Source organism: Trichocoleus desertorum ATA4-8-CV12 (assembly GCA_019358975.1).
In the GTDB taxonomy this organism is placed as follows: domain Bacteria; phylum Cyanobacteriota; class Cyanobacteriia; order FACHB-46; family FACHB-46; genus Trichocoleus; species Trichocoleus desertorum_A.
Window position 1 is genome coordinate 90,197 of record JAHHIL010000014.1, and the last position, 18,659, is coordinate 108,855.

Genomic DNA, 18,659 nt, shown 5'->3' on the forward strand with positions numbered 1-18,659 from the left:
ATTTGACACCGAGCGATTACGGACGTTTTTTGTGGGCAATTTAGTCCGATCCATAGATTCCGATCGCGAGCAGTCAGGAGGGTCGTGCGTTCTTGGGCAAGAGTTGCAGAATTTCTTTTGCAGCGCGATCGCAGGCTCCGACTTCTCCAATCGCTTGGCGCATCGCTTGGTAATCGTTTAAGGTTTGCTGGCGACGGGCAGGATTGAGCAGTAACTCCAAACCCGCTTGGGCAATATTGTCTGGTGTTGCCTGGTCTTGTAGAAACTCTGGCACGACAGCCTTCATCTCTACTAAGTTGGGCGGCGACATAAACGGGATGGAAAACTTGAGAATGTGGCGAGCAATCCAAGCTGTGACGGCTCCAACCCGATAGAGCACAACCTGGGGTACGTTGAGCAAGGCAATTTCGAGGTTGACCGTACCTGATTTCCCAATCGCCAAATCTGCTGCGGCGATCGCCCGTAATGTGATGGATTCCTCAAATTTAGAATTATTTCCCTGACCTGCCAAGCCCTGACCTGCTAATAGAGTCGCCCGCAATCCATAGTGTTGAATTGCCTGTTCAATGGGCTGGCGGTAGGCTTCCAGAGAGACGGGAATCCAAAAATGGGCTTGAGGTAACTGAGCTTGGATTTGTTGAGCCGCTTGAAAAATTACGGGCATCAAGTACTTCAGTTCTTGCCGCCGCGAAGCAGGTAAAAGAGCGATTGCAATCTGGTCATCGGGGATGCCTAACGCCTGCCTTGCACTGGTGCGATCGGGGGCAGCTTGCATCCGGTCTACCAGGGGATGCCCCACCCAACTCACTTTGGCTCCATGCTCGGCAAAATAACGGGCTTCTTCTGGAAAAATTGCTAAGAGGCGATCGGTGATATTTACAATGCGGGCTGTATTGCGCGGGCTGAGTGACCAGACCCACTCTTGAGGCGCAATGAAATAGGCGATCGGCACTTGGGGCAAATACTGCCGCACGTAGCTACCAATCGCCACATTGGGACCCAGGTAGTCAATCAAGACTACTAAATCTGGGGGATGTTGACGCAGGTATTGTTTGGCTCGCCGCTGAATTTGTAGGGTCGGCCAAATATAGGGCAATGACTCTAGGAGGCCCACCGAACCAATGGCTGTGGTGTTCCCCAACAGGGTCGCTCCCGCTTGGGCCATGCGATCGCCCCCTAGGGCCAAAATTTCCATCTCGATCCCCAGAGCTTGCGCTTGTCGCTTGAGGGCCGTTACTAGCAGCGCCCCCTGGAGATCGCCAGAAACTTCGCCTGTGCTAATAAACAAGCGAATTTTTTGGGAGGCAGCAGGAGTCTCTGCGATCGCAGCCCGCTGAGCGATCGGTTCACCCATGTCTCAATCTTCGCTCCTCATTCCTTTACGCCGTCCCGGAGTGGGACCACGCCGCCCTTCTAACTGCGAGAGTTGTAGAAACCGACACAGATGTTGCAAGTGCTCATTCTCAGGCAGTAGCTCCAATTTTTCTAGAGCCTGCTCCAGAGTTAGGCCAGAGCGATAGAGTAAGCGAAACGCCTTTTTCAAGGACTGAAACACTTGTCCATCTTCTAGATCCATCAAGCCTGCCCGCTTTAAGCCCACTTGGTTGAGGGTTCTGACCCGGATAGGGTTCCCTTCCACCAACATGTAGGGAGGGACATCTCTAGTAATTCGGCTCATGCCACCGACCATTGCTAGCTGCCCTACCCGCACAAACTGGTGAATACCGCCCACACCACCAATCACCGCTCGTGACTCGATATGGACATGGCCCCCCAAAGAGACAGCGTTGGAAATAATCACGTTATCTTCAACGATGCAGTTGTGGGCGACGTGAACATAAGCCATCAATAGGTTGCCACTGCCCACTATCGTTGCTTCGTCAGCCCGTGTGGCTCGATTAATCGTGACGTACTCCCGAATCCGATTGTCGTCACCAATTTGCACCAAACTAACGGAGCCGTCATATTTCAAGTCTTGAGGCTCTAATCCGATTGCGGCTCCTGGGAAAATGTGATTACGAGCCCCAATTTCAGTTCGACCATCTAGGACTACATGGGGACCAATGATGGTATCAGGGCCAACTTTGACTTGTGGCCCAATGACGGCATAAGGCCCGATCTGCACCGTCGGGTGCAATTGAGCATCTGGATGAATAACTGCGGTTGGATGAATCAGTGTTGTAGTCAAGGGCGCGCCTCCAGGCACCATCCCGAAGGTTTAAGGGTACAGAGCATTAGTCCACCAGGGAAAACATGAGTTCACCTTCGGCTGCCAGCTGACCATCTACTTCAGCTCGGCCCTGCATCTTACCAAAACGACGTCGCTTAACGCACAGCAGTTCCACCGTCAGGACTAACTGATCTCCTGGGGTCACAGGACGACGAAAACGAACTTTATCGATCCCTGCGAACAGGAACAATCCGCCCTGCACATCCGACATTTGGGTAAGGACGATACCCCCGACCTGAGCCATTGCTTCTACAATCAAGACGCCAGGCATAATGGGCCGTCCGGGAAAATGCCCTTGAAAATGTGGCTCGTTAAAAGTGACATTTTTGATCCCAACTGCCCGCTCTCCTGGCACATACTCAATAATGCGATCGACCAGGGAAAAGGGGTAGCGATGGGGCAGTAGCTTGTGAATGTCCTCAACTGCCAGAATTGGTTTGGTTGAGGCTGAGGGTTTGGCACTTCCATTGGCCTGTGTTTCCACATGGCTAGGAGTATCGGTGGTATTGAGATCGGTCAATGTGGACATGGGTAACTTTTGCCAGTAGTGAAGGATGTGATGCGCGTTCCGGTTAGGCAGCTATTTGGATCAAGGGGTAAGATTCCAGACAGAATCATCAGATTCATCCTTCATCCTTTGAGCTATCAACTGAGTCAGTTGGGTGTGTAGGTGGTGGCTAGCTTTGTAAGCTAAAACGTGAGCGCAAGGAAATAAATTTAATAAACTTAAATCCCCTACTAAATCTAAAAGTTTATGACGCGCTGGCTCATTTGAAAATCTTAAGGGCGGGTTAAGCCATCCTTCCTCACCACAAACTAAAGCATTTTCTAGGCTACCGCCTTTAATTAAGCCGTTGGTGCGTAATTGCTCAATTTGGTGGGCCAATCCAAAGGTACGAGCCGCCGCGATCGCCTCAGCAAAATTTTCTTGAGCGGGCGACCAGCTATGCCACTGATTGCCAATGGCAGGTAAGTCGAAGTCAATGCCGTAAGTAAATCGCAGTTCTGGAGCAGGCAACGCTGCCACAAACGCATCCCCTTGGTACACCCAAATGGGTTCGCTCAGGGTATAGGTTTGCCTAGGTGCGATTTGGGCTACCACACCTGCTTGGGCGATCGCTTCTGCCCAGCATTGGGCTGAGCCATCCAAGAGCGGCACTTCCGGGCCATCTAGTTCAATCCGAGCATTATCCACGCCCAGACCTGCCAAAGCTGCTAACAAGTGCTCTACAGTCCTGACTTTAGCTTCACCTTGAGCCAGTTCTGTAGACAGCATAGTTTGGTGCACCGAGGTTACAGAGGCAGCAACCTCAGGGGCACCTGGCAAATCCATGCGCACGAAGACCCGACCTTGACCTACGGAGGCAGGCAACACTCGCACCTGAACCTGTGACCCTGTGTGCAGTCCTACTCCAGAGCAAACAAACTCAGTCTTTAGGGTTTGCTGGGGGCCAGAAGTTAAAGGCACAGGGGCCAATAGTGGTTTTGACGATGTTGGTGGCGGGGCGTTTTGGGGCTCTGAAAGCATCTTGACCCTGAAGTGGATGGGAACTTAGAACCGTTCTCCAATACCGAAGTGGAGACGACTATCACCTGCATCGTTAAAGCCGTAATCAATCCGAATCGGCCCCAAAGGTGATTGAATTCTTACGCCTACACCATATCCTAAACCACTACCCGGTTTACCCCGAACTCCCGCCGGATCACCCGGTACGCTGGAACCAGTCCCTAGATCGGTGGCGTAGTCTACAAACAAGGCTCCACCCAAAATGGAGAAAACTGGGAACCGATATTCTGCCGTGGCTTGAATGAAGCTACGACCGCTACCCACATCTCCTTCATCAAAGCCCCGCACCGAGTTGCTACCACCTAAAGCAAACGCTTCATAAGGAGGCAAATCTCCAACCACAGTTCCTGCCTGAACGTTGAAGGCTAGGGCTTCAGGACCAGGTGCGAATTTGGTGTAGTCAACGGGGAGGTAGTAGCTGTAGCTGCCTCGTAGACGGTTAAAGAAAATACCGCCGATTGGAATAGATTGCTCTGTGCCTAACCGCAGGAGCGAGCCACTGGTAGGCCGTAGACGATTGTTACGGCGATCGCGGACTAAGCCTAGTTGAGCCGTGAGCAAATTATCTGATCCGTCATCGCTAAAGCTGAGTTGATTTCCTAGTTCATCGAATGGGCTGATGTCGCGGTCAGAGTCCCGAACTGAGACGCGCTGGTATTGCAAACCGGCTGAAGCTGTCCATTCGGAATCGGCAAAGACATCGCGGCTGAGCGGACGGGTAAAGGTAATGCCACCTCCTAAACGGTCAATCCTGGGGCGATCGCCGTTAGGCAACTCAATTTCCGGTTCGCCACCGTCAAAGATGAGGGACAGAGAACGGCGATTGAAGACATTCAGGGTGTAAGAAGTACGGTAAGGATCTCCTGCGATCCAAGGGTCGGTAAAGCTGAGATCAAATAGCAAGTCACGCTGACCGACCTGCACCTCAGCATTTAATTTCTGGTTGTTACCGCCCAAATTTTGTTGCTGGTAACTCACACTCCCAAACAAACCGCTAGCAGAACTGATGCCCAATGCTGCCCCCGCAGAGCCAGTGCTACGTTCAGCCACATTAGCGACAACAACCACTTTACGGGGGTCTTGACCTGGGTTGAGTGATAAGCGGACATCCTCAAAGATGCCTAACCCGTACACTCGTTGCAAGTCTCTCTCAGCTTGGGTGCGGTTAAACACATCTCCTGGCTTTAAGGCAAACTCCCGAGTGACGATGAAATCACGAGTACGGCCTCGGATGGGTTCACCCTCGTCGTTGGTTTCTTCCCCCTCTTTATTGAGAAATTTAACCTGAATATCTTCAATCACCCCTTCAGCAACCGCTAAAGTCACCGCGCCATCTGCACCGACCTGAGGCGTATCAATGATTTGGGCCAGAACGTAACCCTGATCCTGGTACCACTTGTTTACTTGTTTGACACCTTCTTGGAACCGCCGCAAATTGAGAATGCTGCCGTACTGATCCTTGAAAATATCGTCAACCACGCTTTGGGGCAAAACTTGGTTCCCTTCTACCCGCACCGAGTTGAGGACTGGATTCGCTTGGACATCAAACGTGACTCGAACTCCCAGTGGCGTATCTTCTGGGTTGGCCCGCACGCTAGAGAAAAATCCAGTTGCAAAGACGGCGTTAATGTCTTCTTGCAGCTGAGAACGGGTTGTGGTTCGTCCAGGACGAGTTTGAATCGCATTGTAAACTTCTGTTTCAAGCTCTCCTTCAACCCCTTGAACAACTACTTCGCCGACTAAAACGCGGGGTTCAGGTTGCTCAGGCGCAGCTTGGGTCTCTCCGTTCGTGTTTCCTTCAGGACTTACACTACCATCGGCTGGGCTGACTGAAGGGGTGGGAGAGGACGAAGGAATATTGAAATCAATTCCAGGCGTTGGCTGTGATGTGCCATCCAACTGGATTTGGTTGGGAGTTTCTTGTTCGGGTGTAGCAGTTCCTGGTGGTGGGTCTGTAGGCGCAGGCGGAGTTTCTTGGGTGGAGTCTAGCTCTATATTGGTGGGGGTAGTTTCGCTGGGCGTAATCTCAGTAGGCGTAGTCTCAGTGGGTGTCTCAGCGGGCGCAGTCTCAGCCGGAGTAACGGTTGGTGAGGATGGCGCTTGAGCCTGAAACTCGGCTGGAAAAGCTTCCGGTTGGCTGACAGTAGGCACAACAAAGCTACTGCTGGCTAAGGCCGCTCCTGGCTTTACCGTTGCTATATCACCTGCGATCGCAGGCCATGATGCCGACTTGACGGCTTGAAGCACCGCAGCTGGACTGGAATTAACAACCCCACCTGTAGATGAATCAGTTCCTGCTGCCGTAGACTCAGAGGTTTGTCCTCTAGCAGGATTGGACAAGCTTAAGGTTGCTGAAGCGGCAATAACTGCTACTAAGACCGGAGATAAGCGCATTATGTTCACGTAATTTGGCATTTCCACACACCAGACTCTGCCTTAGGCTGGCCTAAGTAGTTCAAGACATCAGGGAATTGGGTTGAGAAGGGAATCCCGTTTAACCAAGCAAATGGGGGAATTTTACCGCATTCGTGACTCTTACTCTTGAACTGGTTCCTGAACAGACTCTGAAACGGGTTGATTGAGCACCCGTTCCAGCACCCGCTGGTAAGCACCCTCTACATCCCCCAAGTCACGGCGGAAACGGTCTTTATCCATCACTCGGCGGTCTGGATCAGTTTCGGTTTGATCCCAAAGACGACAGGTATCGGGACTAATTTCATCAGCCAAGAGAATTTGCTGATTGCGGTCTAAGCCAAACTCTAGCTTGAAGTCCACTAGTGTAATGCCACACTGCTGAAAAAAAGCAGAGAGTAGCTCATTGATTCGCAGCGCCATTTGTTTAAGCTGGTCTAGCTGTTCTGGCGTAGCCAGTTCTAATAATAGGAGGCGATCGCGAGTCAACAACGGGTCCCCTAGCGCATCATTCTTGTAATAGAACTCCACCAGAGGCTGCTTCAAGACGGCACCCAATTCCAACCCAGTTTGTTGACAGAGGCTCCCGGCTGCAATGTTCCTGACAACCACTTCTAGGGGAATAATTTTTACCGCTTTGACTTGCATATCCACAGCGGTGGGGCGATCGATGAAGTGGGTAGGAATCCCATTCGCTTCTAGCAACTGAAACAAATGACTAGAAATGGCAGAGTTGATTTCACCCTTGCCTGCAATTTGTCCTCGCTTCTGAGCATTAAATGCGGTTGCGTCGTCCTTAAAGTGGGTAAGGAACACATCGGGATCATCGGTGGCGTAGATAATTTTGGCTTTGCCTTCGTAGAGCTTTTGGCGCGCAAACATGAGCAGCATTAGGGTGAAAATGAGTACTTGCTAGAAGCAAGCTTAATCATTCTATCTTCGAGTGGTTATTTTCCATGCTGATAGCTCAAACTCCCGTTTCTGTAGATCTAAACTGGCAAATTGCACCCTGTTTTGTGGGAGTGATAATATTTCTAGCCGCCCCTGTTTCTTGCTTCTCTCATAAAACACTTAGCATGGCTATAGCAATCCTTTTTGATTCTTCAATGGGGTGCAGGGGTAAAACCCTTGCGTGGGGGCGAAGCCCCCACCCCCTGTTTCCAATCCATTTAGGATTGCTATATAGGTCAGTTCTTAAAGAGCTAGAACGAGAAAGTTTGGTGCTATATTCCAGCCTGACTTTTCTGCCAGTTGCGATCGCCCTTACCGACCTAGTCCTCTAGAGGTGGCTTGTGCTTACTTACACCCAACTACCGATTCCGTCCCATTTCGACCCGCAGAAAGTTGGCGAGGTTTGGCGTGTACCTTACCAAGAACGAGCCGCTGAAGCTCAAGCTTGGGCACAGCAACACAAGCTCCAACCCGCATCTCAAGATCAAGCTCGCATCTGCTTGCTAGCAATTGATGTGCAAAACACGTTTTGTGTTCCTGGGTTTGAGCTATTTGTGGGTGGACGATCGGGCCTAGGAGCTGTAGATGATAATGTGCGGCTCTGTCAGTTTATTTACCGTAACTTAGGAGTGCTGAGCGAGATTGCTCCCACCCTGGACACGCATACAGCCATGCAGATTTTTCATCCCATTTTCTGGGTGAACCAAGCAGGTGAGCATCCCACTCCAGCAGCCACAGTGATTACTTGGAATGATGTGCAGCAAGGGCTGTGGAAAGTGAATCCTGCGATCGCGGCTAGCCTAAACCCAGGTAACTATCAATCCTTACAAGATCATGCCCTGCACTATGTCCGTCAGTTGAGTGATGATGGCAAGTACCCCCTCACGATCTGGCCTTACCACTCCATGTTGGGTGGCATCGGTCATGCCCTCGTTTCAGCGGTAGAGGAAGCCAGCTTTTTTCATTGTATTGCTCGCCACAGCCAAACCAATTTTGAGCTTAAAGGCAGTAACCCCCTCACAGAAAATTACTCTGTCCTGCGTCCAGAAGTGCTAGAGAGTCATGGGGGTGAAGCGATCGCTGAGAAAAATTCTCGTTTAATTCAGAAACTTCTGGAATTTGATCGGGTGATTATCGCAGGTCAAGCTAAAAGTCACTGCGTCGCTTGGACGATTGATGACTTGCTGAATGAGATTCAAGCTCAAAATCCCGCTCTTGCTCAGAAAGTGTATCTCCTCGAAGACTGTACCTCTGCGGTTGTGATCCCAGGTGTGATCGATTTTACCGAACAAGCAGAAGCTGCTTTTGCGCGTTTTGCTGCGGCTGGTATGCATGTGGTGAAATCCACTGAGGCGCTCCACCTGTGGCCTGATTTTGTGCTCTAAGTCTTGTGCTGGCTCGATTTGTGGCCCCGCCTGCTGGAGGGTTAGCCCGTGCCCTTAGAGATCTTAAAGATCAAAAGCTAAGATGAAGGAGCCTTGTTTGCTCAAGAGCAGGTAGCTTTGATTGATCCCTGTCGTTATTTCTGCACATCTCTCAAGGTCAGGGTTGCTGGCAGATGCAATTCTGCGCCTATGCCAGATAGAGAAAATTCGCTCCCAGTGGAGGTTTCCCGATCACGAGAAATACTCTAAGACTAAAGGTAACAAATCATCAGGCTGAATTGGATCTCTACCCCTCATGAATGCTGAGAGCCAAAGATATACAATTCAGGTGGCGTTGGTTTGTTGTTTGGGATACATAATCCCCTGGATTGCTGCTCTTAAGTGCGGTCTTCTTAACGAAAGTGCGATCTTTCTATAGGTGCGATCGCTGAAGTGCAGAAAACTTAATTGAACCTGTTAGCTCCATTCCTGCACAATCAGCATTCACTAGATATCCTTAGTACTAGGAAAGCTGCTTTGATGGCTCAAAGCTCACTGTCTATCACAATCTTTTAGTATCATCCTGACCTACTTTAAAGCTGTATTTGTCCCAACCCTAAGCGTTCATGTGCTAGCTACCCATGCCCTTGATGATTCTCGTTGCTGATGATGATGTCGGTACTCGCCTGTCCATCAGCGATTATCTCGAACTCTCTGGCTACTCAGTCGTCACGGCTGAAAATGGTCAAGAGGCGCTAGCGCTGGTTGATGAGTACCAGCCTCATCTCATTGTGACCGATATTACTATGCCTCGAATGGATGGCTATGAGCTAGTCAGACGGGTGCGCCAGAAGCTAGAGTTTCGGCTGCTACCTGTCATATTTCTCACAGCTCGCACCCATATCCAAGAGCGGATTCGGGGTTATCAGCTAGGGTGTGATCTCTATTTACCCAAACCCTTTGACTTGGATGAGCTAGGCGCGGTTGTCCGTAACCTACTGGAGCGATCGCAAATGATTCAGACAGAAATGATTCATGCAGAGCGGCGATCGCGGGCTCAAGAAGCAGAAATGCCAGCGGAGAAAAACAACGCCACATCTAGATTTACTGCAACTCCCGCTCTCTCCACCGTGAGCTTGACTGAGCGGGAACAAGAAGTTTTGCAGTTATTGGCTGATGGTCTTTCCAACATTCAAATCGGTCATCGCCTGCATCTCAGCCCTCGCACCGTCGAAAAACACGTCAGCAGCTTATTGCGTAAAACTGAAACCAATAATCGAGCAGAGCTAGTGCGCTTTGTGATGGAACATGGCTTGATGAACTAAACCACCCCTTAGAGCATTTGGTTGGAAGCTGGAGCCGCCAACTGTTGCGTTGTGATAATGTGCTGCAACAGGCCATTACAAGCATCTAACAGCAGATCAATCACATGGTTAAAGCCTTCTGAGCCACCGTAGTAAGGATCAGGAACTTCTCGCTCTGAGTAGTGAGTGCAAAAGTCACACATCAAGCGCACGCGATCGCGATACTTTCCGCTTGGGTCTAACGCCAAAATATTTTGGTAATTTTCTTGATCCATTGCCAGGATGAGGTCAAAGGCTACAAAATCTTCCTTCTGGAGTTGCCGAGCTTGACCTTGAAGCACAATGCCTCGTTGCTTAGCGGCTGCGGTCATACGCCGATCGGGGGCACTGCCGATGTGGTAACTAGAAGTTCCAGCCGAGTCACAGATAATTTCATGGCCCAACCCTGCCTGTTCGATCAGGTGGTTCATGATGTTTTCTGCCGAGGGTGAGCGGCAAATGTTACCAAGACAAACGAACAGCAGTTTGTAAGGCATGTTGTAAGGCATGGTGGTTGAGGTTTGTGAGCGATCGCTGGGAGCAGCCTTAATATATTAACCACTCTTTCCGGTTTCCGAGCAGTAACCCTTGCAGAGGTAGGGATGAGTCCGCAGAACTGACATTAAACCTTGACCTTCTGACCCTAGGGGTGCAACTCTTCTTGAATGTGCAATTTCCGACTGCATTGTTTGCAAGCATCATTTGCTCAACTTAGGCAAACACTGGTCGCTACTATTGGTATTACGAGGAAAGTACTTGATGTTTAGGCCTAGCCGTAGATCTGCTTATCGAAAACAACGTCGGCTCCCTTGGCCCTTGATCATCTTATTAACCCTGCCTCTTTTGTTTATTGCTCTAGAGGTTTTGGCCCGCACTTTTGCTGGGGTCACAGGACAAAGTAACGAATTGGCAGCTTATCAGGGCAAACCAACCAAAGCCACGGCCTACGGCCTTAGGTTTTTGGATGCGAGCCAGCAGCCTTATGATGGTTTGCCAGTCAAGGGCCAATTAGCAGCTAAGCCTAGTCTAGTGACAGGGTATAAGCTTGTCAGTCAGCAGCAAAGTGAATTTTGGCAAGTAAACGAGCAAGGGTTCCGTAGCGATCGCCCAGTGCCACTCGCAAAACCAAAAGGTGAAACGCGAATTTTTGTCCTAGGTGGTTCTACAGCCTTTGGGCAAATGAGTTCTAATAACCAGGCTACCTTTGCCCACAAATTAGAAGCTAGCCTCAATCAACAAGTTGCGCAGCAGAAACAGAACCCAGGAAAATTCCGACCGGACGTTTTACCTTACTACAAAGAAGAAGTTGATAAAGCCTTAGCGTTACCGCCTCGGATTCGAGATGGAAAATATCGAGTGATTAATGCAGCGGTTCCTGGGTACGCTTCTGGGAATGAACTAGCCCAACTCGCCATGCAAGTCTTGGCCTACCAACCAGACATGATTGTGGTTGTAGACGGCTACCGAGATCTGCTTCTCCCCAGTACCGAGGAAGGTGTGGCTGTACCCGGAGCCCAGGCTCTGCTAGAAGATGCACCCCGGCACTTTTCGGCGCATCTAAGCCAGCAGCTAGGCAATTTGGTGACCCAGTCCTACTTAGTCAAAGGCGTGCAATATTGGCTGCTCAAACCTGAACCCTCGGTGGACGAACTTAGCTTAGTGGCCGCTAGTAGCGATGCCCCCCTAGCTGAGCAAATTTCTAGCAATCCAACCGAGCTAAAGGATCGGGCGAACCGCTACCGTAGCCATCTCCAGCAAATGGCTCGTTTAGCGGCAGCGGCCAAAGTTCCTTTGATTGTTGCTCTCCAACCAGAAGTCACCAGCCGAACTGGCAAAAATATTTCTGCGGAAGAAACCAAAATTCAGCAAGCGTTAGGGGATTCCTATACCCAAAGGGCGAAGGCAGGTTATACCGAGATGGAGCGTGCAATGCTTCAGGTTCAGAAAGAATTTCCCAAAACTGTCACTGCTCTGAACCTCTACAATCTCTATGGCAACTTTTCAGGTCAAGCTTTCGTGGACACGATTCATCTGACGGATGCAGCCAATGCCGTCTTAGCCAATCGGCTTTATGGCACGATCACCAAGCTACTCAACGTCCCAGTTCAACCTAACCCCTCCCCCTACTAAATTCGAGCTACTCGCCTACTCGCCTACTCGTCCCTGAGAGAAATTCGAGAAATTGAGAAGGAGAAATTAAGCAGCCACGAACTTAGCATTGGCAAGGGCGATCGCACATTTGCAAAGTCAACACAACAAAACCGGGCAGAGAGCAGACATAAACTGCTTGCCCGGATCGAGTAGGACTTCTAAATGCTGTTGGTTTAGAGACCAGGTAGGTTTAGGCCACCTGTCAACTCTTCCATTTTTTCGCGCATGGTAGCTGTGGACTTGTTATAAGCATCCTTCATGGCAGCAGTCACCAAGTCAGAAACGACCTCAGCGCCTTCTCCTAGCACATCGGCTGCAATTTCTACTCGTCGGGGCTCCTGGTTGCCACTGAGGACCACCTTCACCATGCCCCCACCCGCTTGTCCTTCAATTTCCATTTTCTCCAAGTCTTCTTGGAGCTGTTTGGCACCTTCTTGTACTTGTTGCGCCTTCTTGAATGCTTCGGTCAGCTCTTTCATCTTGCCCAGACCGAAGCCGAATCCCTGTCCTTTGCTCATAACGTTTAGATTGGGTACGAGTTGTTTGTCTAATTAGGTTGTTGTTCCTAGTCTCTGCTATTCTGCCACTCTCACTGTCTCTTTGACAGACTTTCTCTTTGACAGACCTTTTACCTAGCCCCACCGGATGCAAGTTGGCTTAAGCGAGTTGAAACTCTCCCAGCATTTTTACTTCTGGTTCTAGCCGCAATGACCAGTGTTGCTCTACTTGTTGCTGCACGTAACGAATTAGCTGAAAAATATCGTGGGCAGTCGCACCCCCACAGTTGAGGATGAAGTTAGCATGCCGCTGAGCAACTTGCGCTCCCCCAATCCGATGTCCTTTTAACCCTGCTTGTTCTATCAGCCAACCAGCAGTTTGCGGGCCAGGATTGCGGAAAACGCTCCCACAACTGGGCAAATGATAGGGCTGAGTAGTCTGGCGCTGCTTTAAGTGAGTGGTTGTGGCTGCCATCACTTGAGCAGGATCGGCTCCTGGTTTTAATTGTAGGGTTGCTTGGGTGACTAAGCGGCGATCGCCTTGTAGTGCCGAGGTGCGGTAGTTGAAGCCCAAGTCATCAGGCAAGAGAATCTCTGTCGTGCCATTGGGTAAGAGCACATGAGCATTGACCAAAACATCAGCAGTGCAATCTCCATGTGCCCCTGCGTTCATGACCACTGCACCGCCTAGGGTGCCAGGAATTCCCACTGCCCATTCCAAACCTTCCCAACCCCGTTCTGCGGCTTGCCAAGCCAAACGAACTAGCGGTTCTCCAGCCCCAGCCGTGATTTGACCTGTTTCTGCATCGAAGTGGGCGTGGCGAAAATGCCTGGTACAAATGATTAAACCAGGCAAACCGCGATCGCTGACTAACAAATTGGAGCCTGCTCCTAGCAAGGTAACAGGCAACCCCTCCTGGTTAGCCCAATCGATGCTGGCTTGCATTTCCTCTGCTCGTCTTGGAGAAACAAACCATTCGGCTGGCCCCCCCACTCGAAAAGAGGTGAAGGGTGCTAAGGAGACTTGAGGTTTGATCAGACACTCAGTAGCAGGCAAGCGAATAGGTGAGTATTGTGAGGGGTCGGGCTTTGGTTTAGGAGGAGCAGCCTCAGCTTTAGTTTTAGAGGGGATAAAAGTGGAAGGCTTCAGAATGCTAGGCGGATCTTGGGAAAGAGTCATGATAGTCCAACTGCTCCATGCCTACGGGCCTAAGATGAAAGATTGGTTTCCGCTTCTTCAGGTTGTGGCCAATCCTGGTACAGCAATCTTTCATTCATCGTAAAACTGCTATGCGGTGATTGTTCATAGTGAACCTTAGAAGGAGGTTTGATCGCACCTTTCTTGAGAGATGCTTTTTGCGGTACGCTCCTGAAAGGCCATTACTTCCGGGATGATTTGGTTTAAGTTACCAGCCCCCAAAAATAAAGCCAAGTCTTTTGGTCGCAGCGTTTGATCCAAAAAGCTTTGGACTGCTGGCAACGAAGGTTGAAACACGACGTGATCATGGTGGGCCGCGATCGCATCTACAACCTGTTGACCTGTCAGATTCTCGGGTTGGGGTTCCCCAGCGGCATAGATGTCCGTCACTACAACTACATCAGCATCCTGAAAAGATTCAGCAAACTCTGCCAGAAAAGTTTGAGTGCGGCTGTAACGGTGGGGTTGAAAAATAGCGATGACTCGTCTTTGGTGGGCAGTGGGCAATTCGGTTGCTTGGAGATGGGCTGCTGCTAGCGTGGCGCGAATTTCACTCGGATGATGAGCGTAGTCATCCACGAATAAAATGTCGTTGTATTCGCCACGATATTCAAAGCGACGGCGAGCTCCTTCAAAAGTCGCGATCGCCTGAGCTATTTGGGCAAAGTCCAGGTTTAAGAGTCGGCCTACCGCAACCGCTGCCAGTGCATTGCTCAGGTTGTGCTGCCCCAACAGTTTGAGGTTGAGTTCTCCTAGCAATTGACCCCGTTCCCAGACTTGAGCCTTGGTGCCGTTTGCCTGATAGGTAACGCAGTCTACCGTGTAGTCAGCACCCGATTCTCGATACAAGCTATAGGTGATGTGTGGTTGGAGTGCATTTCGAACCGTGGCACAATCAATGCAACCAATTAAGGTTTTGCAGTGACTGGCAAAGGTTTTGAACGTTGAAATCACCTCGTCTAACGTGCTGTAGTGATCCGGGTGATCTAGTTCAATATTGGTGACGATGCCAATTTCAGACGAAAACTTTACGAGAGAGCCATCTGACTCATCCGCCTCAGCAACTAGGTAAGGGCCTTGGCCTAAGCGGGCATTCCCTTCCCAAGCTTTCACCTCTCCCCCCACTACAATTGTGGGGTCCAAGCCTGTCTCTAGCAGCAAATGGCCAATCATGCTGCTGGTTGTGGTTTTACCATGCGTTCCAGCAACGGAAATACTTTGGTAATCCTGAATTAGGGCTGCTAGTAGGTCAGAGCGATGAAAAATCGGACAACCCAACTCTAAGGCAGCTCGGTATTCTGCATTGGCTGGGTTAATTGCCGTGGAGCAAATCACCTGAGGTAACAGGGCCGTATCAACACTACTAGATAACTTACTGATAGAAGCTAGGGTTTCTTGGACTACCCCTCTATTCGCCGCGATCGCCACAGATGCTGCTGGTAATGCGTCATTTTTAGACGATTCAGCTTGTCGAAAAAATTCTAAATTTGTGGCATCTTGGCTCCAGAAAATGTGCGCTCCTAAATCTTGTAAGCGCTGAGTAATGTGATTTAAGCGAATATCTGAGCCAGAAACAGGTAGCCTACGTTTTGCCAGAACGTAAGCGAGGGCCGACATTCCAATTCCACCAATTCCAATGAAATGAAACGGCCTCCCGCTGAAATCAACAGAGTTCAGCATTTTAGCTCCTTACACACCACACCACACCAATAACACGCGATATCATATCAAGAATTGCTTTTTCGCGATATAGGTCGCCAAGCATTTACTTCTTTAGAGAAAGAACGTCTTTTTGAAGCTTTATCACTCCAAATTAGTTGTTCCTATTGCTCCCATTTAAGGGTTTTTGTAACCCTAGGACTGTTTTTATCTTTACTCGTCAAGGGCGTTACAGATCCGGAAATGTCCTGAAAAAACATAGCTAGAACCAAATCACTAGGCTTGTATAGGGTTGGGCTTGATTAAGACGATTCCCTGTTGGAACCTGCAGAAATTTCTAGGAATCCCTCGGTTTTCTACCAAATCTCCTGCATCCTACAACTAGCCTTTATCGTTGCAACTAGGGTTTGTACGGAGATCAGTAAGTGCGCTTAGCTGGTTTCAGGATTTCAGCAACGCAGTGTTACAGAACGGTAACTGAGTTTAGGATTCAAGCGACTTGACGCTTAGAAAAGCACCTAGTTTAGTATGCAGAAAGTGGCCATTTTTGGGGGGACGTTTGACCCAATTCATTGGGGTCATCTAGTCCTGGCTGAGGCAGCCTTACAGCAAGCCGCCCTTGACCAAGTGATTTGGGTGCCGACCCGCTTATCACCCCACAAATCTCAGCAACTCGGATTGAGTTTTGAGCATCGCCTGCAAATGGTGCAACGAGCGATCGCCAATCACCCCGTTTTCAGCGCCACCCAGGTTGAGGCTAATCGAGTGGGGCCTTCTTATGCGATCGCGACTCTGCAAGATTTACAGAAACTTTATCTACAAGTTCAGTGGTACTGGATTATTGGTTTGGATGCCTTCCGAACGTTGCCACGCTGGTATGGCCATATCGAATTAGCTGCCACCTGTGAATGGTTAGTCGCTCCTCGGCTCCAGCCTCCTAATTCCTGTAGCCCAGATTCCTGTAGTCTAGGTAATGCTTTGACATCTCTAAACACTGAGCTGGGCTGGACGGCGGAAATGATCGCGAGCTGTGAACAGGTGATCGCTTTCATGGCCCAGCAATCTATTACCATCCGCTGCCAACGGCTACCCATGCCTATGTTGGGAGTTTCTTCTAGCTTGATTCGCCAATATTGTCGAGAGAAACGCTCTATTCGCTATCTAGTTCCAGAAGCAGTTAGAACTTATATCATTGCCCATCACCTTTATCTGAAGGATGGCTAAGCGCGATCGCCAAATCAGAATTTAGGATTTAACGTTGGTTGTGGGTTTGTTGTGCAAGACCGCTTTTTTCTAAGTCAAGCTCTCCCTATTAGTTCCCCAGCAGTTTCCTTGATCTAATCCATTTTGTAGCTCTTGTCTTTGTGATCCCTTCAGGACAAAATAGCTTGAGATCCTGAGTCAAAACTGGCTGAAACCCAAGGGGCCTTCGCGAACAAACGACTAAGAATTGAAATTGGTGAATTTCTAGTTAAATCCGGAAAATATCTTGAATTCACTCATTTATCAAAATTTTCAGCGGGTGCTGGGGAACTGACTGTGAGTTCGAAATCGGCATCCTTTGCGATATGATCTGGGTCATTACTCGCTATCCGACTTTAGTATTACAGAGGGCAAGACGCAGTGATTAGAGTAGCGATCAACGGCTTTGGACGCATCGGACGTAACTTCATGCGATGCTGGATCGGCAGAGAAAATAGCCATATCGAAGTAGTCGCTATTAACGATACCTCTGACCCAAAAACCAATGCCCACCTGCTCAGATATGACACCATGTTGGGCAAATTCGATGCTGATATCAGCGCCGATGACAACTCCATCACTGTTAATGGTAAAACCGTCAAGTGTGTATCTGACCGCAACCCAGAAAACCTGCCTTGGGCAGCATGGGATATTGATTTGGTGATTGAATCCACTGGTGTTTTTACTAGCCGTGACGGAGCTTCTAAGCACTTAAAAGCGGGTGCGAAGAAAGTATTGATTACAGCTCCTGGTAAAGGAGATGATGGCACCTTCGTAGTCGGTGTAAACGATAAAGACTATGACCCTGTCAAGCATGTCATTATCAGTAACGCGAGTTGCACCACCAACTGCTTAGCTCCTGTTGCCAAGGTTCTGCATGAGAACTTCGGCATCGTCAAAGGCACCATGACCACCACCCATAGCTACACTGGCGACCAGCGGTTGTTGGATGCTAGCCACCGGGATCTACGTCGGGCTCGTGCGGCTGCAATGAACATTGTGCCAACCACCACTGGTGCGGCTAAAGCGGTAGCACTGGTTCTGCCCGAACTCAAAGGTAAACTCAACGGTATTGCTCTGCGCGTCCCTACCCCCAACGTTTCAATCGTGGATTTGGTGGTTGAAGTTGAGAAGAACACGATCGCTGAGCAAGTCAATGAAGTAATGAAAGCTGCTTCTGAAGGCGAATTGAAAGGTATCTTGGCTTATAGCGATCTGCCATTGGTTTCTACCGATTACCGGGGTACTGATGCTTCCTCTATCGTGGACGCTGAACTGACGATGGTCATGGGCGGCAACATGGTGAAAGTTGTAGCTTGGTATGACAACGAGTGGGGTTACAGCCAACGTGTGGTTGACCTCGCTGAAACTGTAGGCGAGAAATGGCAAGGCTAGACAGACGCTGATGCGCTCTAGCTAATGATCATTTGGTGCAAGCTCTCTAGCCTGAAACAAGTTCTTTAACCTAGAATTAGAACTTAGACATCAGGCGATCGCCAAGTCATCACGACTCCATCTACTAAAGCAACCGTTATCTACATTCAGACCTGGGACGTTCGATCAGAGCGTCCCTTTTTGTGGGAATCTGCTGTTGTCGTAACCAGCAACTTGCCAAGGATGAAACTCACCTCCCTCAGCAACCTAGCCGAAGAACAGGTTTCCCATAACCCAGCGATTCAGAAAAAGGTGATGCTACGGTCACACGACCTACCTCACTTGATCAACTTCGCCCAAGCTTACTTTGCACCAGGCCAAGTGGCAACTGCCCATGCTCATCAAGATATGAGTGAAGTCTTTTTTGTGGAATCTGGGTCAGGGGTGATTCACATTGATGGTCAGAATTACCCACTACAACCGGGTACTTGTATTGCCGTTGAACCCGGAGAGGTCCATGAGATCACTAACAACGGCTCTATCGATTTAGCTGGATAAGACAAAAGCCTCACACCATAATCTTCGATTTGGTGTGAGATGAATGGCGCGTTAATTGTGGGGCGGTAGGTGAACTATGTTCGACGCGAGAACTTACCAGCCCCGCAATTAAC

The 18,659-nt window shown here is 49.7% G+C and carries 16 protein-coding genes; 6 read left to right on the forward strand and 10 right to left on the reverse strand.

All coding sequences use genetic code 11. The features are described from left to right. Positions 1–73 precede the first annotated feature (73 nt). The 6 genes from lpxB to KME12_12930 all read right to left on the reverse strand — a co-directional run bounded on the left by lpxB (position 74) and on the right by KME12_12930 (position 7,091). Positions 74–1,294, reverse strand: coding sequence for a lipid-A-disaccharide synthase (gene lpxB, locus KME12_12905; GenBank protein MBW4488680.1), 1,221 nt, complete (start codon positions 1,292–1,294; stop codon positions 74–76). A 63-nt stretch (positions 1,295–1,357) separates the two neighbouring features. Beyond that, entirely contained in the window at positions 1,358–2,209 is an 852-nt protein-coding gene (lpxA, locus tag KME12_12910) for an acyl-ACP--UDP-N-acetylglucosamine O-acyltransferase (protein MBW4488681.1), read from the reverse strand. Between the two features lie 25 nt (positions 2,210–2,234). After that, positions 2,235–2,759, reverse strand: coding sequence for a 3-hydroxyacyl-ACP dehydratase FabZ (gene fabZ, locus KME12_12915; GenBank protein MBW4488682.1), 525 nt, complete (start codon positions 2,757–2,759; stop codon positions 2,235–2,237). A gap of 60 nt (positions 2,760–2,819) precedes the next feature. Next, entirely contained in the window at positions 2,820–3,758 is a 939-nt protein-coding gene (locus tag KME12_12920; GenBank protein MBW4488683.1) for a UDP-3-O-acyl-N-acetylglucosamine deacetylase, read from the reverse strand. Between the two features lie 24 nt (positions 3,759–3,782). Further along, positions 3,783–6,191, reverse strand: a complete 2,409-nt coding sequence (locus KME12_12925) for a BamA/TamA family outer membrane protein (GenBank protein MBW4488684.1) — start codon at positions 6,189–6,191, stop codon at positions 3,783–3,785. A 141-nt stretch (positions 6,192–6,332) separates the two neighbouring features. Continuing rightward, on the reverse strand, positions 6,333–7,091 hold the full coding sequence (locus KME12_12930; GenBank protein MBW4488685.1) for a phosphoribosylaminoimidazolesuccinocarboxamide synthase: 759 nt from the start codon (positions 7,089–7,091) through the stop codon (positions 6,333–6,335). A 410-nt stretch (positions 7,092–7,501) separates the two neighbouring features. Here KME12_12930 and KME12_12935 point away from each other — a divergent pair, with 410 nt between their 5' ends. After that, on the forward strand, positions 7,502–8,545 hold the full coding sequence (locus KME12_12935; GenBank protein MBW4488686.1) for an isochorismatase: 1,044 nt from the start codon (positions 7,502–7,504) through the stop codon (positions 8,543–8,545). Positions 8,546–9,165: 620 nt separating this feature from the next. Next, the gene (locus KME12_12940) at positions 9,166–9,849 is read left to right on the forward strand and encodes a response regulator transcription factor (protein ID MBW4488687.1); all 684 of its coding nucleotides are present in this window, start codon (positions 9,166–9,168) and stop codon (positions 9,847–9,849) included. 8 nt (positions 9,850–9,857) lie between these two features. On the opposite strand, the gene KME12_12945 is transcribed toward KME12_12940, so the two are convergent. Beyond that, on the reverse strand, positions 9,858–10,364 hold the full coding sequence (locus KME12_12945; GenBank protein ID MBW4488688.1) for a low molecular weight phosphotyrosine protein phosphatase: 507 nt from the start codon (positions 10,362–10,364) through the stop codon (positions 9,858–9,860). 319 nt (positions 10,365–10,683) lie between these two features. On the opposite strand from KME12_12945, the gene KME12_12950 reads away from it, so the two are divergent. After that, complete coding sequence (locus KME12_12950; GenBank protein MBW4488689.1) at positions 10,684–11,997, forward strand: SGNH/GDSL hydrolase family protein; 1,314 nt, start codon at positions 10,684–10,686, stop codon at positions 11,995–11,997. 194 nt (positions 11,998–12,191) lie between these two features. Here KME12_12950 and KME12_12955 read toward each other — a convergent pair whose 3' ends face one another. The 3 genes from KME12_12955 to KME12_12965 form a co-directional block, all read right to left on the reverse strand. Further along, positions 12,192–12,536 (reverse strand): YbaB/EbfC family nucleoid-associated protein, encoded by a 345-nt coding sequence (locus KME12_12955; GenBank protein MBW4488690.1) that lies wholly within the window; start codon positions 12,534–12,536, stop codon positions 12,192–12,194. A gap of 139 nt (positions 12,537–12,675) precedes the next feature. Further along, on the reverse strand, positions 12,676–13,695 hold the full coding sequence (murB, locus tag KME12_12960; protein ID MBW4488691.1) for a UDP-N-acetylmuramate dehydrogenase: 1,020 nt from the start codon (positions 13,693–13,695) through the stop codon (positions 12,676–12,678). Positions 13,696–13,830: 135 nt separating this feature from the next. Beyond that, positions 13,831–15,393: a UDP-N-acetylmuramate--L-alanine ligase gene (locus KME12_12965; GenBank protein ID MBW4488692.1), complete on the reverse strand. Its 1,563-nt coding sequence runs from the start codon at positions 15,391–15,393 to the stop codon at positions 13,831–13,833. A 507-nt stretch (positions 15,394–15,900) separates the two neighbouring features. On the opposite strand from KME12_12965, the gene nadD reads away from it, so the two are divergent. From nadD to KME12_12980, 3 genes are all read left to right on the forward strand, one after another. Beyond that, a complete protein-coding gene (gene nadD, locus KME12_12970) occupies positions 15,901–16,596 on the forward strand; it encodes a nicotinate (nicotinamide) nucleotide adenylyltransferase (GenBank protein ID MBW4488693.1) in 696 nt (231 codons plus the stop codon). A 399-nt stretch (positions 16,597–16,995) separates the two neighbouring features. Continuing rightward, the gene (locus KME12_12975; protein MBW4488694.1) at positions 16,996–18,009 is read left to right on the forward strand and encodes a type I glyceraldehyde-3-phosphate dehydrogenase; all 1,014 of its coding nucleotides are present in this window, start codon (positions 16,996–16,998) and stop codon (positions 18,007–18,009) included. 222 nt (positions 18,010–18,231) lie between these two features. Then, positions 18,232–18,546, forward strand: a complete 315-nt coding sequence (locus KME12_12980) for a cupin domain-containing protein (GenBank protein MBW4488695.1) — start codon at positions 18,232–18,234, stop codon at positions 18,544–18,546. Positions 18,547–18,659: the final 113 nt, after the last annotated feature.

Coding starts and splice junctions, on each gene's coding strand:
- lpxA (MBW4488681.1), bottom strand. CDS start 2,209: ATGGTGCCTGGAGGCGCGCCCTTGACTACAACACTGATTCATCCAACC.
- fabZ (MBW4488682.1), bottom strand. CDS start 2,759: ATGTCCACATTGACCGATCTCAATACCACCGATACTCCTAGCCATGTG.
- KME12_12920 (MBW4488683.1), bottom strand. CDS start 3,758: ATGCTTTCAGAGCCCCAAAACGCCCCGCCACCAACATCGTCAAAACCA.
- KME12_12925 (MBW4488684.1), bottom strand. CDS start 6,191: ATGCGCTTATCTCCGGTCTTAGTAGCAGTTATTGCCGCTTCAGCAACC.
- KME12_12930 (MBW4488685.1), bottom strand. CDS start 7,091: ATGTTTGCGCGCCAAAAGCTCTACGAAGGCAAAGCCAAAATTATCTAC.
- KME12_12940 (MBW4488687.1), top strand. CDS start 9,166: ATGCCCTTGATGATTCTCGTTGCTGATGATGATGTCGGTACTCGCCTG.
- KME12_12945 (MBW4488688.1), bottom strand. CDS start 10,364: ATGCCTTACAAACTGCTGTTCGTTTGTCTTGGTAACATTTGCCGCTCA.
- KME12_12955 (MBW4488690.1), bottom strand. CDS start 12,536: ATGAGCAAAGGACAGGGATTCGGCTTCGGTCTGGGCAAGATGAAAGAG.
- murB (MBW4488691.1), bottom strand. CDS start 13,695: ATGACTCTTTCCCAAGATCCGCCTAGCATTCTGAAGCCTTCCACTTTT.
- KME12_12965 (MBW4488692.1), bottom strand. CDS start 15,393: ATGCTGAACTCTGTTGATTTCAGCGGGAGGCCGTTTCATTTCATTGGA.
- nadD (MBW4488693.1), top strand. CDS start 15,901: ATGCAGAAAGTGGCCATTTTTGGGGGGACGTTTGACCCAATTCATTGG.
- KME12_12980 (MBW4488695.1), top strand. CDS start 18,232: ATGAAACTCACCTCCCTCAGCAACCTAGCCGAAGAACAGGTTTCCCAT.